Annotated in this window: 15 protein-coding genes; 8 read left to right on the top strand and 7 right to left on the bottom strand. The window is 49.5% G+C overall.

From position 1 onward, the window contains the following. Window positions 1–72: 72 nt before the first annotated feature. Entirely contained in the window at window positions 73–495 is a 423-nt protein-coding gene (locus MKY82_RS26435) for a hypothetical protein (RefSeq protein WP_233355059.1), read from the bottom strand. Between the two features lie 211 nt (window positions 496–706). Here MKY82_RS26435 and MKY82_RS26430 point away from each other — a divergent pair, with 211 nt between their 5' ends. Then, window positions 707–1,087 carry a DUF423 domain-containing protein gene (locus MKY82_RS26430; RefSeq protein WP_071218021.1) on the top strand — a complete coding sequence of 127 codons (381 nt, stop codon included), beginning with the start codon at window positions 707–709 and terminating at the stop codon, window positions 1,085–1,087. Window positions 1,088–1,166: 79 nt separating this feature from the next. Here MKY82_RS26430 and MKY82_RS26425 read toward each other — a convergent pair whose 3' ends face one another. Continuing rightward, window positions 1,167–1,718: a hypothetical protein gene (locus tag MKY82_RS26425; protein WP_194544224.1), complete on the bottom strand. Its 552-nt coding sequence runs from the start codon at window positions 1,716–1,718 to the stop codon at window positions 1,167–1,169. Between the two features lie 221 nt (window positions 1,719–1,939). On the opposite strand from MKY82_RS26425, the gene MKY82_RS26420 reads away from it, so the two are divergent. Continuing rightward, the gene (locus MKY82_RS26420) at window positions 1,940–2,242 is read left to right on the top strand and encodes a DUF1805 domain-containing protein (RefSeq protein ID WP_113057527.1); all 303 of its coding nucleotides are present in this window, start codon (window positions 1,940–1,942) and stop codon (window positions 2,240–2,242) included. Window positions 2,243–2,416: 174 nt separating this feature from the next. Here MKY82_RS26420 and mtnA read toward each other — a convergent pair whose 3' ends face one another. Further along, on the bottom strand, window positions 2,417–3,496 hold the full coding sequence (gene mtnA / locus MKY82_RS26415) for an S-methyl-5-thioribose-1-phosphate isomerase (RefSeq protein WP_194544223.1): 1,080 nt from the start codon (window positions 3,494–3,496) through the stop codon (window positions 2,417–2,419). Then, the gene (gene mtnK, locus MKY82_RS26410) at window positions 3,493–4,716 is read right to left on the bottom strand and encodes an S-methyl-5-thioribose kinase (protein ID WP_339294719.1); all 1,224 of its coding nucleotides are present in this window, start codon (window positions 4,714–4,716) and stop codon (window positions 3,493–3,495) included. The genes mtnA and mtnK overlap by 4 nt, the downstream gene beginning before the upstream one ends. A gap of 308 nt (window positions 4,717–5,024) precedes the next feature. On the opposite strand from mtnK, the gene MKY82_RS26405 reads away from it, so the two are divergent. Further along, on the top strand, window positions 5,025–5,501 hold the full coding sequence (locus MKY82_RS26405) for a Dps family protein (RefSeq protein ID WP_071218026.1): 477 nt from the start codon (window positions 5,025–5,027) through the stop codon (window positions 5,499–5,501). Between the two features lie 62 nt (window positions 5,502–5,563). Here the strand turns inward: MKY82_RS26405 and MKY82_RS26400 are convergent, their stop codons facing one another. Continuing rightward, complete coding sequence (locus MKY82_RS26400; protein WP_194544221.1) at window positions 5,564–5,725, bottom strand: hypothetical protein; 162 nt, start codon at window positions 5,723–5,725, stop codon at window positions 5,564–5,566. Window positions 5,726–5,946: 221 nt separating this feature from the next. Between MKY82_RS26400 and sufC the strand changes: the two genes are divergently transcribed. The 5 genes from sufC to sufB are packed head-to-tail and all read left to right on the top strand — an operon-like array spanning window position 5,947 to window position 11,113. Beyond that, the gene (gene sufC, locus MKY82_RS26395) at window positions 5,947–6,729 is read left to right on the top strand and encodes a Fe-S cluster assembly ATPase SufC (RefSeq protein ID WP_339219348.1); all 783 of its coding nucleotides are present in this window, start codon (window positions 5,947–5,949) and stop codon (window positions 6,727–6,729) included. A gap of 22 nt (window positions 6,730–6,751) precedes the next feature. Further along, window positions 6,752–8,056 carry a Fe-S cluster assembly protein SufD gene (gene sufD / locus MKY82_RS26390; protein WP_194544220.1) on the top strand — a complete coding sequence of 435 codons (1,305 nt, stop codon included), beginning with the start codon at window positions 6,752–6,754 and terminating at the stop codon, window positions 8,054–8,056. Continuing rightward, the gene (locus tag MKY82_RS26385; RefSeq protein WP_071218029.1) at window positions 8,053–9,273 is read left to right on the top strand and encodes a cysteine desulfurase; all 1,221 of its coding nucleotides are present in this window, start codon (window positions 8,053–8,055) and stop codon (window positions 9,271–9,273) included. Before sufD ends, MKY82_RS26385 begins: the two co-directional genes overlap by 4 nt. Next, window positions 9,263–9,682, top strand: a complete 420-nt coding sequence (gene sufU, locus MKY82_RS26380) for a Fe-S cluster assembly sulfur transfer protein SufU (RefSeq protein ID WP_339294718.1) — start codon at window positions 9,263–9,265, stop codon at window positions 9,680–9,682. The genes MKY82_RS26385 and sufU overlap by 11 nt, the downstream gene beginning before the upstream one ends. 33 nt (window positions 9,683–9,715) lie before the next feature. Next, the gene (gene sufB / locus MKY82_RS26375; RefSeq protein ID WP_071218031.1) at window positions 9,716–11,113 is read left to right on the top strand and encodes a Fe-S cluster assembly protein SufB; all 1,398 of its coding nucleotides are present in this window, start codon (window positions 9,716–9,718) and stop codon (window positions 11,111–11,113) included. Window positions 11,114–11,367: 254 nt separating this feature from the next. Here the strand turns inward: sufB and MKY82_RS26370 are convergent, their stop codons facing one another. Next, window positions 11,368–12,414, bottom strand: a complete 1,047-nt coding sequence (locus MKY82_RS26370) for an HD-GYP domain-containing protein (protein ID WP_194544218.1) — start codon at window positions 12,412–12,414, stop codon at window positions 11,368–11,370. An 87-nt stretch (window positions 12,415–12,501) separates the two neighbouring features. After that, window positions 12,502–13,239, bottom strand: coding sequence for a molybdopterin converting factor subunit 1 (moaD, locus tag MKY82_RS26365; protein WP_339294717.1), 738 nt, complete (start codon window positions 13,237–13,239; stop codon window positions 12,502–12,504). Window positions 13,240–13,348 lie beyond the last annotated feature (109 nt).

Raw genomic sequence — 13,348 nt, 5'->3', positions numbered from 1 at the left:
CAATCCGGGTTTGTCATGAAAAAGACACTTAACCTAAAGATGAATCAGGCAAGTGTCTTGAAGTGTCCATGCTTAAGCATTTAACACGAATAGGAAAAGAGCTCCGATGGTGATGATGACTACGCCGTTCACGATGGTGGCAATCACGGCGACAGCACGCTTGCGTGTTTTGGATAAGCAGCCTACAACGCCAAGCACCAAGCCGGTGATATTGATGATCATCACGATGATGAACACGGCCGCCAGCGTGGTCATCGCTTCCAGCGTTTCCTGAGTCGGCTCAAGGAGCGGTCCGTTCTCCGTCATGTATGGCTCAATCATCGTGGTGCCGAGCGCGCCGAGCAGAATATACCCGAGCAGCGTCACGATCGACAAGATGAATGAGGCGATGCCGAAGCGGGAGTTTTTTCTATCCTCGGGTGGAATAAAGGTGGTTTTGGGTCGCTTAGGTGAACCTTGGTCCTCGGATGGGGAGGCAGGTGATTGTTGATCCATGTACATAATCGCTCCTAACATAAGAATTCATTCTCTAATGGGTTCGTGTGGTCTTCAATAAAAAGACATCCTTATTAATCTTTCACAAAATGGCCCTGAAATCAAGTCCAAAGCGTCTCACATGCCGGTGGAAAAGCTTCCTTGAATCCGTTAAACTTAATTTGATTACATAAGGACACGGGTGTCCGCTGACAAAAGGGGTTGAAAAGGCATGAGCCGTAGATTCATCGCATGGGGTTCGATCCTGATGGCATTATCTGTCGCTATCGGGGCATTCGGCGCCCATATGCTGGAGGATAAGATTACGCCGGACGAACTTGCCATTTATGAGACCGGAGTCCATTATCATATGATTCACGGACTTGCGGTGCTGATTACGGGGATTGTGGCGAAGGTTCTGGGCGAATCCCGGAAGCTGTTCTGGGCAGGGACTTTATTCATTGCGGGAACCGTCATATTTTCCGGAAGTCTCTACGTGTTAAGTTTATCGGGCTTGAAGTGGCTCGGTGCGATTACGCCGATCGGCGGTGTATCCTTTATCGTGGGCTGGCTGATGCTGATGTCTTCGGCGCTGTCCCGAAAAAATGCCTGATATTAAAAAAACGGCTTCACCGATCCCTTCTTATGGGGCGGCGAAGCCGTTTTTTTGATGAATACCGTGGACTTAATACTCAGCTGACGCTGAACTCATCAATTTCATTGAGTTTGAAGGTATACACCTGTTTCTCATCGACATGATAGACGTTGACCAGGAAATTGCTTTCATCATAGTTGAGAATTCGGCAGGGAAGACTTGTCTGCTTACCGTGGCGGTTGGTTGTCAGGCGAACAAGGCGATTGTCCTTACTGTATACTTTTATCCATTCAAAGGGATCACTTCCGGTGAGTGGAGTTTGGACAGGAGGTACGCTTGCAGCGATCTTTTTTTCCGGAGAGGAAGCCGCAGGTGGCGCAGGTTTCTCTATCTGAGAAGCGGCAGAAGCCATCTTCCCGGAGGCTTTGCTAATAACGGAATCTTTCTTGGCTTGAACCAAGGTGTTGATAATTTCTCCAAGTTCCATTCCGGACTTAACCCGAAAATCGACGACTTCAGCCTTGTCGTTCAGCATTTCCAGCAAATATTGCAAAGCCAGTGCGTTGGAGGAACTCTTGACCAGAATATCAACGTTGAATAAAAAGCCGTTATCGTCGGTGACAGGAATTGTGTTCATAGCTTTTATCATTCACCAGCTTTCACTTGTTTTCTACTGAATCAAATATACCATAATTTTCGAATATTAATAGTCCTAATGTCATGTTGTAGTTCACCTTTATTCTATTGACTTACGAGTCATTCGCACCATGTGTGTAGGCTGGAATGCATAATATGAGAGACATTCGCACCATGTCGGTTCCAAAAGAATAAACATAATTCTAAGCCGACGTGAGGGGAGGTTTGTTGATATTGGTGACTTTACTGCCGATCGATATTGAAGGACATACCGTTATGGGCGTCGAGGTAAAGCTTCCGAAAACAACGCTGCTGGCCGTATACACTTCCCGCGGCTATATTATGTGCGGTGCACTCGATGTGGGCCTTCTTAACGAAAAGCTTGCGGACCGCAAGATTATCGCAGGAAGAGCCGTAGGGGTTCGCACATTGGAGCAGCTGCTGGAGGCGCCGCTGGAATCGGTAACCCTGGAGGCAGAGAAGTGGGGCATTCATCCTGGCTTGGCTGGCAAGGATGCGATCCTGCGCATGTTATGAGTCATGTATGCCTTCTCTTCCAAGAGTGATTCCCGTGCGGATCGCTCTTTTTTTGGAGATAACAAGGTTTAGACTTCAGATGCACTAAAATGCAAACCGTAAAAAAACGGACAATTCGGCTGGAGGGCCGGTTGTCCGTTTTATGATGCCATAAACATTTGGCGGATATAGCGATTATTCGAACAAGCTTTTTAAGCTCTCATGATAAGGAGCTTGCACGACGCCTTTTTCCGTAATGATGGCTGTCACATATTCATTCGGCGTAATGTCGAAGGCAGGGTTGTACACTTTTACGCCTTGCGGCGCTGTGCGCTTGCCGAAACCTTCCGTGATCTCTTCGGCAGGACGTTCCTCAATCGGAATATCGGCGCCTGTCTTCGTATTCAGATCAATCGTGGACAGCGGGCAAGCCACGTAGAAAGGAATGCCGTGAGCTTTAGCAAGTACCGCTACTCCGTACGTTCCTATCTTGTTGGCGACATCGCCGTTTGCGGCAACGCGATCCGTACCGACGATAACCGCTTGGATCCAGCCTTTGGACATAACCATGGCGGCCATGTTATCCGCCAGCAGTGTAACGTCAATCCCCGCCTGCTGGAGTTCAAAAGCAGTTAAACGCGCGCCTTGCAGGACAGGTCTTGTTTCATCCGCGAACACCTTGATGTTCAGGCCCTGCTCATGAGCCAGATACATCGGCGCCAGGGCGGTACCGTATTTGGCCGTTGCCAATCCGCCCGCGTTGCAGTGGGTGAGCACGCCCATGCCGTCCTGGAAGAACGGCAGCGCGTTTTCACCGATGCGGCGGCATACATCCTCATCCTCGGCACGAATGGCTTCGGCTTCGGCGAGCAGCGCCGCGTTCAGTCCGGCTGTATCGAGATCCGAAACTGCCAGCTTCTCAGCCGCAAGCTTGATACGGTCCAGCGCCCAGAACAGATTGACGGCTGTCGGTCTGGACGTTGCGAGATAAGCGCAAGTTTTTGCGACTTGTTGCAGCCATCCCTCGTTATCGTCGGCTTCAACCTGCATGCCGCCAAGGACTGCGCCGAATGCTGCCGCGATGCCGATAGCCGGCGCGCCGCGGACTTTCATGGAGTGAATGCCTTCCCAGACTTCCTCCGGTGTGAAGAGCTGAAGATAAACAATCTCTTCCGGGAGCAATCGCTGGTCCAGCAGGACCAGATGGTCTCCTCCCCAATAAACGGAGCTTAGCGGCTCATAGGTGCTGGCATTGCCGGTAGTCATACCGCTCATATCGATACCTCATTTCCTTTAGTTGCTTGCGTAATCAAAGTTAAAATGTCGTCAAAGGACTTGATGCTGCGATGATGCCGCACGAGATTTTTACCGATGGCCAGCGCTTTGCGCTGCGCAGCTTCTCTGGCTTGATCATCGGCTATGGTGTCGATGTCCGCAACATGGGACAATCCAACGATGCGCCGAATCATTTTGCAGCCCGCGAATCCTGCGGTATCCTTCAAAATCTGTGATACATAGTGGTCTTGATAGCCTTGCGTGCGGGACATCTCGTCCAAGAGATCATCATTCCACAGCGCGCGGAAGTTGTTCTCGAAGTGGGTCCAGACATCGCTTGCCATCTCGAGGAGCCTGGCTTCCCGGGCGGCCAGCGTATGCTCGTCCCGACTCCAGCCAGGCTGTGACGCATAGTTTAGCAGCAGGTTGCCGATGACCGCACCGATATCGAATCCCATCGGGCCGAAATAAGCGAATTCCGGGTCGATCACCTTGGTGGATTCCGGCGTCACGAAGATGCTGCCTGTATGCAGATCCCCGTGCAGCAGAGCTTGTGCGTGAGTCAGAAACTTCTCCCTAAGCAGGGCGACCTCAAAGTGAAGCGGCAGGTCGGCGCGAAGGGCTTCCGCTTCATCGGCTATGCTCAGCGCATAATTGTTATTGGCGGATTCGCGGTATGGATCTTCGAAGATTAAGTCTTCGGTGATTTTGCATAAATCCGGATTGACAAAGCGGCCGGCAAGTTCCTTCTTCTTCTGTTGGTTCATCCCGAGATCCGACGTGTAGAACAACGTTCTGGCCAGGAAGCGGCCAATATGCTCTGCGAACTTCGGATAGTCATTACCCTCAATCAGGCCTTTGCGCATGATGGTATACTCGCTCAGGTCTTCCATTACGGTGTAGGCGAGCTCATCCGAATAACCGTATACTTCGGGCACAAGGTCGGGACAAATGGAGTACTCCGTCTCCAGCGCCAGTCGTTCGATTCGGGCCCGGTCGAGAGACAGCGGCCAGGATTCGCCTACAACTTTTGCATAAGGAACAGCTTGCTTGATAATGATACTATCAGCCGTATTTTTGGCGGTGACATGAAACACCAGATTAAGATTGCCGTCGCCGATTTCGCGGCATTCGAGCTGGGCATGGTCCGGGAACCGGCCCGGTATACTTTTAGCTAATTGTATAGCTTCTTCCGCGTTCAGCGGATGATATGCAGACATGGATGGTCACCCCCAAATAGAATAGAAGAAAATCAAAGCCAACTTTTTTGCTTGGTATTACCTAGTATAACGTTTTTTCGCGAATTTTGTATAATTTTTTGGCAAGACGAAAGGTTATTGAACCTGATTCGCTCCGCAGTCCAAAGGGTAAACTACAAATAGACGCCCAAGCACAGGATGTACTCATATATTAATGAAGGAATAGCATTAGCAGATGGTACCAGTTACAATGGGTATACACCGCTCTGCACAATGTTCCTTTGACGCAGTACAGGGTGCATTTCATATAGAAAAGGAAGGGATTAACCATGGCAAAAACTACATCTGGCAAAGCTGCAGGAAAAACGAAAAACGCAAGTCTGGAGCAATTGTTGAATCAACAGGTTGCGAACTTCAACGTGCTCTATGTCAAACTCCACAACTATCACTGGTATGTATCCGGAGAGCAATTCTACTCCCTTCATGTTAAATTTGAAGAATTGTATGACGAAGTTACACTTAAGATGGATGAGGTGGCGGAGCGCCTGCTCTCGATTAAAGGAAAACCGGCTGCTACGATGAAAGAATATTTGGAACTTGCGACTGTTCAGGAGGCTTCGGGCAACGAGGATACCCGCGGCATGGTACAAGCCTTGATTGAGGACTTTGCAACCGTATCCGAGGAGTTGGCGGAAGGCATCGAAATGGCCGAGGAAGCCGGCGATGCGCCAACCGCGGACATGTTTACCGGATTTAAGGCTGATCTTGAGAAGCACATGTGGATGCTGCGTTCGTTCCTTGGATAAAGCGTAATACAACAGAATGCTGCCTGTTCTTCCCTTGTATTTGCAAGAGCTGAGGGTGCCGGTTATCGTGCCGTTGCCTTATAGTTCAAGATGTTGACCTGAGCACCGTCTGTCAACGCGCGATAAACGCCGGTGCCGGATGCCGTAATAGATTCTTTAGGAGCAACCGCAAATATGGAGGGGAACAGGGTGAACGAAACAGGCTTGGCCGGTCTATCGGTCATGCCTGTTTTTTAATTGTTACGGTTGTCCGAATGTTGTCTGCAAAACGCTTGTCCGGTTGAAATACGTCATATTTTATTATAAAATGGCTTGAGAATCATTGATAATCAGTTTAGAATGATTATAAATAAATAATTATTTTTTGTTTTATGAAATCAGGGCGTCCAATCCTGTTATCATATAGGACAACAATACACTACCTATTCAACGGAGGGAATCTAATATGTCAACCAAGTTTGTCATTGAAGGATTGAAAGCAGCAATCGAAGGCAAGGAGATCCTTAAAGGTATCAACCTTGAGATGAAAGGCGGAGAAGTTCATGCCATCATGGGACCAAACGGTACAGGCAAAAGTACTTTGGCTTCCGCGTTGATGGGTCATCCTAAATATGAAGTTACCGAAGGTAAGGTATTCCTTAACGGCGAAGACGTGCTGGAGATGGAAGTTGACGAGCGCGCACGCGCAGGTCTGTTCCTGGCCATGCAATATCCGAGCGAAATCGCCGGCGTTACGAATTCCGACTTCCTGCGCAGTTCCATCAATGCGCGCCGCGGTGAAGGCAACGAGATTTCCCTGATCAAGTTCATTCGCCAAATGGAAGGTAAAATGAAAGATCTCGAGATGAATCCTGAGTTCGCTCACCGTTATCTGAACGAAGGTTTCTCCGGCGGTGAGAAGAAACGTAACGAAATCCTGCAAATGATGATGCTGGATCCGAAACTTGTCGTGCTTGACGAAATCGACTCCGGTTTGGATATCGATGCTTTGAGAATTGTAGCGAACGGTGTAAATGCCATGAAATCCGAAGAACGCGGTTTCTTGATTATTACCCACTATCAACGTTTGCTTAACTATATCACTCCAGATTATGTTCACGTGATGATGCAAGGACGCATCGTAAAATCCGGTGGTCCTGAGTTGGCAGAGCGCCTGGAGGCAGAAGGTTATGACTGGATTAAGGAAGAGCTGGGCATTACTGATGAAACTGTAGGTCAAGACGCGTAAATAGACGGGAGGAGGAAACGATATGACTACACAAACCATTCTTCCGGTCAACGCTGAGGCTCTGAAGGCATTGTCCGAAAGTAAACAGGAACCGGCCTGGCTGACAGACAGCCGTCTGGCTTCCCTGGAACTGGCTGGCCAGTTGGAACTGCCCAAGCTGGAGAAACAACGCATCGAGCGCTGGAACATCCAAAGCTATGGTGAATATAAAGAGAGCAATAAACTTGCATCCCTTGACGAACTGCCTGAACAGGTAGCTAAACTTGTTGAAGGTTCAAGAGAAGGCGGTCTGGTTATCCAGCGCAATTCGGGAACCGTATATGTGAGTCTGGCTCCGGAACTGGCTGCCAAAGGCGTCATTTTCACCGATTTGGAAACAGCGGTTAAAGAACACGCGGATTTGGTTAAGCCTTATCTGCACCAAGCGCTTAAGAATGACGAGCATGCGATGGCTGCTCTGCATGCTGCGGTATGGAACGGCGGGGTATTCCTCTATGTTCCTAAAAATGTGGAGGTTGATGTTCCGCTTCAAGCCGTTATGCTGACCGACGATGCCGAAGCGACATTTGCACCGCATGTGCTGGTGGTAGCCGAAGCGAACAGTCAGATCACTTACGTAGACAACTACGTTTCGGATTCCCTGGCTGCGCCGGTCACCCATAACGGAGCGGTGGAAGTCTTCGTTAAAAACGGAGCGAAGGTGCGTTATGCTTCCGTTCACCAATTGGCTGGCGAAGCAACCGATGTTACATTCCGTCGTGCGGTGCTGGACAATGACGCTTCGATCGAGTGGATTGTTGGCGAGATGAACGATGGCGATACAGCTAGCGATACCATGAGTATTCTGAAGGGCAACGGTTCGACATCCGATGCGAAAGTCATCGCGGTCGGCTCCGGCTCCCAGAAGATCAACTACACCACGCAAGCGAAGCATTTCGGCAAGAGCTCGGCGTCCCAGATGATCACCCGTGCAGTCATGCGCGAAGAGGCACAAGCCATCATCAACGGCATTACCAAGATCGAGAAGGGTGCAACGAAGGCGGACGGACAACAGACCGAACGCGTGCTGATGCTTAGCCCGAAAGCCCGCGGCGACGCGAACCCGATTCTGTTGATTGACGAGGATGATGTAACAGCCGGTCACGCAGCATCCGTAGGACAAGTGAATCAGGAGCAAATTTACTACCTGATGTCCCGTGGTATCTCGCGTCCCGTGGCGGAATCCTTAATTATTTACGGCTTCTTGGCTCCGGTTGTCAGCGAAATTCCGCTTGAGGGACTTCGTGACCAACTGCAGGGGCTCGTTGAAAGGAAGCTGGGACAATGATCGCCTCTGTCCGTGAGCAATTTCCCATTCTTCATCAGGAGATCAACGGACATCCGCTGGTATATCTCGACAATGCCGCGACATCACAAAAGCCGCAGGTGGTCATAGATGCTATCAAGCGGTACTACGAGTGGGAGAACTCCAATGTGCACCGCGGGGTTCATACACTCGGCAGCCGTGCTACCGATGCTTATGAAGGAGCCAGGGAGAAGGTTGCCCGTTTCATTAATGCCGAGAGTTCGGAACAGATTATTTTCACCCGTGGTACGACGACGGCCCTGAATCTGGTAGCATCGTCCTACGCGCGCTCCGTTTGCGGTCCCGGGGATGAAATCGTCCTGACGGAAATGGAGCATCACAGTAATCTCATACCGTGGCAGCAGGCGGCTATCGCCGTTGGCGCTACGCTGAAATATATTCCTCTGCAGCCTGATGGCACGATCCGTGTCGAAGATGTCGAGGCACTCGTTACCGAACGGACCAAGGTTGTAGCCATCGCTTACGTATCCAACGTCATGGGCGTTGTGCATCCCGTGAAACAAATTGCGGAAATCGCGCACCGCCACGGCGCTGTCATTGTGGTTGACGGTGCGCAAAGCACACCGCATATGAAGGTGGACGTCCAGGACCTGGATTGCGATTTTTACGCTTTGTCCGGCCATAAGATGTGTGCTCCAACAGGTATCGGCGCATTATACGGCAAGAAGGCGCTGCTGGAATCAATGGAGCCGATCGAATTCGGCGGAGAAATGATCAATGATGTTGGATTGTACGAATCAAACTGGAAGGAGCTCCCTTGGAAGTTCGAGGGGGGCACCCCTATCATCGCAGGGGCTGTCGGTTTGGGCGCTGCCATCGATTTCCTGGAGGAAATCGGAATGGACGCCATCGAACAGCATGAGACGCAGCTTGCGGCTTATGCCATGAACCGCATCTCCGAGATCGACGGGATTACCATTTACGGTCCTCGTGAACGTAAAGTGGGCCTTGTTACCTTTAATCTCGGCGACGTTCACCCGCATGACGTGGCAACGGTGCTTGATGCACAGGGGGTTGCGATTCGTGCAGGACATCATTGCTGTCAACCGCTTATGCGTTGGTTAAAAGTATCCTCTACGGCACGCGCGAGCTTTTATCTGTATAATACAGAAGAGGACGTTGATCGATTAGTTAGCGCCTTAATCCAGACAAAGGAGTATTTCGGCGATGCAACTTGACGATTTGTACAGACGTGTCATCATGGATCATTATAAGAACCCCCGCAATCGCGGCAAGTTTGAAGAAGATGCGGTAACCATCGATTTGAACAATCCGACTTGCGGAGATCGCATTTCCTTGCAGCTTAAGGTAGAGAACGGCGTAGTGGCCGATGCCAAATATACGGGGGAAGGCTGCTCCATCAGCATGTCTTCCGCTTCGATGATGACAGACGCCGTAAAAGGCAGAACGCTGGAAGAAGCGATCAGTCTGGCGGACCGCTTCTCCTCCCTTATGAAAGGCGAGGCCGTAGATTTTGAAGAGTACGAGGATATTGAAGCCCTATCCGGTGTCAACAAGTTTCCTGCACGCATTAAATGCGCAACACTTGCGTGGAACGCACTCCGAAAAGGAATAGACGCGAAGTAAGCGAATGAATAGATCGATAGGGAGGTAAGTTAAATGGCTAAAAAAGCACCAGAAATTGAAGAGTATAAATATGGTTTCCGTGACGAGCACAAAGCTATTTTTCAAACCGGCAAAGGTTTGACGCGTGAAGTCGTTATGGAAATTTCCAAAATCAAGAACGAGCCGGAATGGATGCTGGAATTCCGTTTGAAAGCACTGGAGCAGTTCGAGAAAATGCCAATGCCTCGCTGGGGCGGCGATCTCGACGAGCTGGACTTCAACGATATCCAGTACTATGTAAGACCTTCCGACAAGCAAGGCAAGACTTGGGAGGAAGTACCTACCGAGATCAAGGAAACCTTTGATAAATTGGGTATCCCTGAAGCAGAGCAGAAGTTCCTGGCGGGTGTATCCGCACAGTACGAATCCGAAGTTGTTTACCATAACATGCAAAAGGATCTTGAGGATCAAGGCGTTATCTTTATGGATACCGATACGGCTCTTAGAGAGCATCCGGAGATCTTGAAAGAATATTTTGCAACGGTCGTGCCCCCAACGGATAACAAATTCGCTGCGCTGAATAGTGCCGTGTGGTCTGGCGGGAGTTTCATCTATGTTCCAAAAGGCGTGAAATGTGAAATTCCGCTGCAAGCGTATTTCCGTATCAACTCCGAGAACATGGGTCAATTCGAACGTACGCTGATCATTGCGGACGAGGACAGCTTTGTGCACTACGTAGAAGGATGTACGGCTCCGATCTACAGCACGAACTCGCTTCATAGTGCGGTAGTAGAGATCATCTGTAAAAAGAATGCGCGCGTTCGCTATACAACCATTCAGAACTGGGCACCAAACATTTACAACCTCGTGACCAAGCGTGCCGTTGCTGAAGAGAACGCAACAATGGAATGGGTGGACGGCAACATCGGTTCCAAGCTCACAATGAAGTATCCTGCCGTTATCCTGAAGGGTCGCGGTGCAAAAGGGATGGTATTGTCCATCGCTGTAGCAGGCAAAGGCCAGCATCAGGATGCAGGAGCCAAAATGATTCACTTGGCGCCGGACACGACTTCTACGATCGTATCCAAGTCCATTAGTAAGCATGGCGGTAAAGTAACATACCGTGGACTGGCTTCCTTCGGTCGGAATGCAGAAGGCGCGAAAGCCAACATCCAGTGCGATACACTCATCCTCGATAATGAATCGACGTCGGATACGATTCCTTACAACGAGATCAAGAATGACAACATTACGCTGGAGCATGAAGCAACCGTATCCAAGGTGTCTGAGGAACAATTGTTCTACCTCATGAGTCGTGGCCTTAGCGAGTCTGAAGCTACGCAAATGATCGTTATGGGCTTCATCGAGCCATTCACCAAAGAACTTCCGATGGAGTATGCGGTTGAGATGAATCGATTGATCAAGTTTGAGATGGAAGGTTCCATCGGTTAAATATTTCTTATTTTCAAGGGGGCAAATCACTCAGAACGAGTGGTTTGCCCCTTTTTATGTTTGGATGGTTTATGAATTGTTGATTTCATTGTGACTTTGAGGGTTGCGTGGGCCCTCTTGTCAGGTCACGACTTTTATTGTGCCAGAAATCAAGAGTAAGAGGGGAGAAAAGTCACGCAACCACCCAAAAAAACCGTCAGGCTTGTACGCCGACGGTTATTTGGCTATTCGGGGACCTGGACGAAAAACGCCAGTTACAGAAGTATCTCCTGGATTTCGGTATTATACTCCTTGGAGAGGTCGATGAAACGATCCTCGGTCTTCACGAGCGGACGGAAGTAATCCGAAGGATTGTTCATGACGATCATGCCGGATTCGCCGGTCGTCAGCAGAACCTTCTTACCGATAAAGTTCGGCAGCATCTGCTGGATGAAGGCATGCGTCGGCTTGCCGTTCAGTTTCCCGAAACTAAGACTATACAGCTCCCGAAGTACGGTTAACAGCTGCTGCTTGGATTGATAAACCCGGTTCGTAGTCATCGCGCTATATACATCGGCTACAGCGCAAATATGAGAATATGGATGAATTTGGTCAGCATGGAGCGCTCGTGGATAACCGGAAGCGTCATCCCGTTCATGATGCTGGAGCGCAACCATAGCGGTGACCTTATCATCCATGGATTCAGAGATCATCTCGTAACCATAGATGGTGTGCAGCTTCACTTCTTCATACTCTTGAGGAGTCAGTTTCCCTGGCTTGTCCAATATATCTCTAGGAATCTTGCTTTTGCCGATATCATGGAGATAGCCGGCTTTGCCGATTTCATAAGCTTCCTTGTCGGAGTAACCCATCCAATCCGCGATGTAGTACGATAACATTCCAACTTGAATGGAGTGCCTGTAGGTATAATCGTCTTTACCATTAAACAGCAATAGCAGGGAGACAACATCCGTATGCTCGTTCAGTGAGCCGACTAAGGGCATGAAAACATCGTCCACAACGGACTCATTGAATTTACCGGATTGCGACGCTTCCGTAAATAAGGTGGAGCACCCGTCAAATGCAAGATTGAAATGGGGTTTAACCTTGTTGTATGATTCTGAAATTTCAGACGAAGAGTCGAGGGATACAGACAGTGCGCGTGGCTTTATTTCTATGTAATCGATACCGTGCTGCAGTAGCTTGGATATATCCTCTAAACGAAGGGTAACCCCTTTTTGTAGAACATGAACGCCGTTTGTGTTGTAAGCATCATGCTGCATTTGATCACCGGGTATCAGGTCCGTGACATGTACTCTCAAATCATTGCACCTCTTGCCCTTATATAAGTAAAAAGATCAAAACTATCTTAGCAAGAAAATTATGGTTTTACAATGTGTAATCATGACTTATTGCCTAACGGTTGGGTCCCATGGTCCGGTCTGTGGGCCTTTCCACTCTGAACCATCGTCCCAGATCTCCTTCTTCCAGATTGGAACGGATCGCTTCAGTTGTTCGATGGCATAGCGGCTGGCCTCATAACATGCATTCCGATGCGGGGAGGAGACAGCGATCACAACACTGGTTTCTCCAATTCCGACCGTACCGATACGATGGGAAATCGCACATTGCGTACCGGGCCATTGTCGAAAGATGTCCGCGCATATTTGCTGCATTTCTTTAAGCGCCATCGGGATGTATGCTTCATACTCCAGCGTAACCGTTCGCATCTGGCCGGTCATCTCTCGCGTTGTACCTACAAAGGATAGCGTTGCTCCATGATTATCATCATGAACTTTGGCAATGGTTGTCTCTACGGAAAGCGGGCCGCAGGATATCGTGCATTTCCCATCTGCCGAGGACCTGGATCCGGAGTCCTGCGGGGTTGTGCCGTCACCACCGGACACAGGCGGTATTAGAGCCACCTCGTCGCCGCTCTGAATAAGCTGTTCCGAAGGCGCATACTCTTGATTGACCGCGACGAAAGCCGTGGAAATCTGAGATTGGGCATCAGGATAAGCCTCACTAAGCAGCAGCTTTAATTCCCCGGCAGTCAGGGGCAAGCCAGGCACGTTGAATGTAAGCGAAGCCGTGCCGATTCGATCAGCTAATCCTGCAAATAGTAATATAGAAATGGTTGTTGACATTCTTCATCACCTCGTAATTCTTATGGGCTACAATATACCATATTCTTCGCTAAAATGTTATGCTTGTAAGACCGGAAATTATCGAATAACGAACTTGGGGAGGGGGCCG

The sequence above is a fragment of the Paenibacillus sp. FSL W7-1279 genome, assembly GCF_037969845.1.
Taxonomy (GTDB): domain Bacteria; phylum Bacillota; class Bacilli; order Paenibacillales; family Paenibacillaceae; genus Paenibacillus_AQ.
Note: the sequence above shows the minus strand (reverse complement) of the source record. Positions and strands in the feature narration are given on the sequence as shown.

Coding starts and splice junctions, on each gene's coding strand:
- MKY82_RS26435 (WP_233355059.1), bottom strand. CDS start 495: ATGGATCAACAATCACCTGCCTCCCCATCCGAGGACCAAGGTTCACCT.
- MKY82_RS26430 (WP_071218021.1), top strand. CDS start 707: ATGAGCCGTAGATTCATCGCATGGGGTTCGATCCTGATGGCATTATCT.
- MKY82_RS26425 (WP_194544224.1), bottom strand. CDS start 1,718: ATGATAAAAGCTATGAACACAATTCCTGTCACCGACGATAACGGCTTT.
- mtnA (WP_194544223.1), bottom strand. CDS start 3,496: ATGAGCGGTATGACTACCGGCAATGCCAGCACCTATGAGCCGCTAAGC.
- mtnK (WP_339294719.1), bottom strand. CDS start 4,716: ATGTCTGCATATCATCCGCTGAACGCGGAAGAAGCTATACAATTAGCT.
- MKY82_RS26405 (WP_071218026.1), top strand. CDS start 5,025: ATGGCAAAAACTACATCTGGCAAAGCTGCAGGAAAAACGAAAAACGCA.
- MKY82_RS26400 (WP_194544221.1), bottom strand. CDS start 5,725: ATGACCGATAGACCGGCCAAGCCTGTTTCGTTCACCCTGTTCCCCTCC.
- sufC (WP_339219348.1), top strand. CDS start 5,947: ATGTCAACCAAGTTTGTCATTGAAGGATTGAAAGCAGCAATCGAAGGC.
- sufD (WP_194544220.1), top strand. CDS start 6,752: ATGACTACACAAACCATTCTTCCGGTCAACGCTGAGGCTCTGAAGGCA.
- MKY82_RS26385 (WP_071218029.1), top strand. CDS start 8,053: ATGATCGCCTCTGTCCGTGAGCAATTTCCCATTCTTCATCAGGAGATC.
- sufU (WP_339294718.1), top strand. CDS start 9,263: ATGCAACTTGACGATTTGTACAGACGTGTCATCATGGATCATTATAAG.
- sufB (WP_071218031.1), top strand. CDS start 9,716: ATGGCTAAAAAAGCACCAGAAATTGAAGAGTATAAATATGGTTTCCGT.
- moaD (WP_339294717.1), bottom strand. CDS start 13,239: ATGTCAACAACCATTTCTATATTACTATTTGCAGGATTAGCTGATCGA.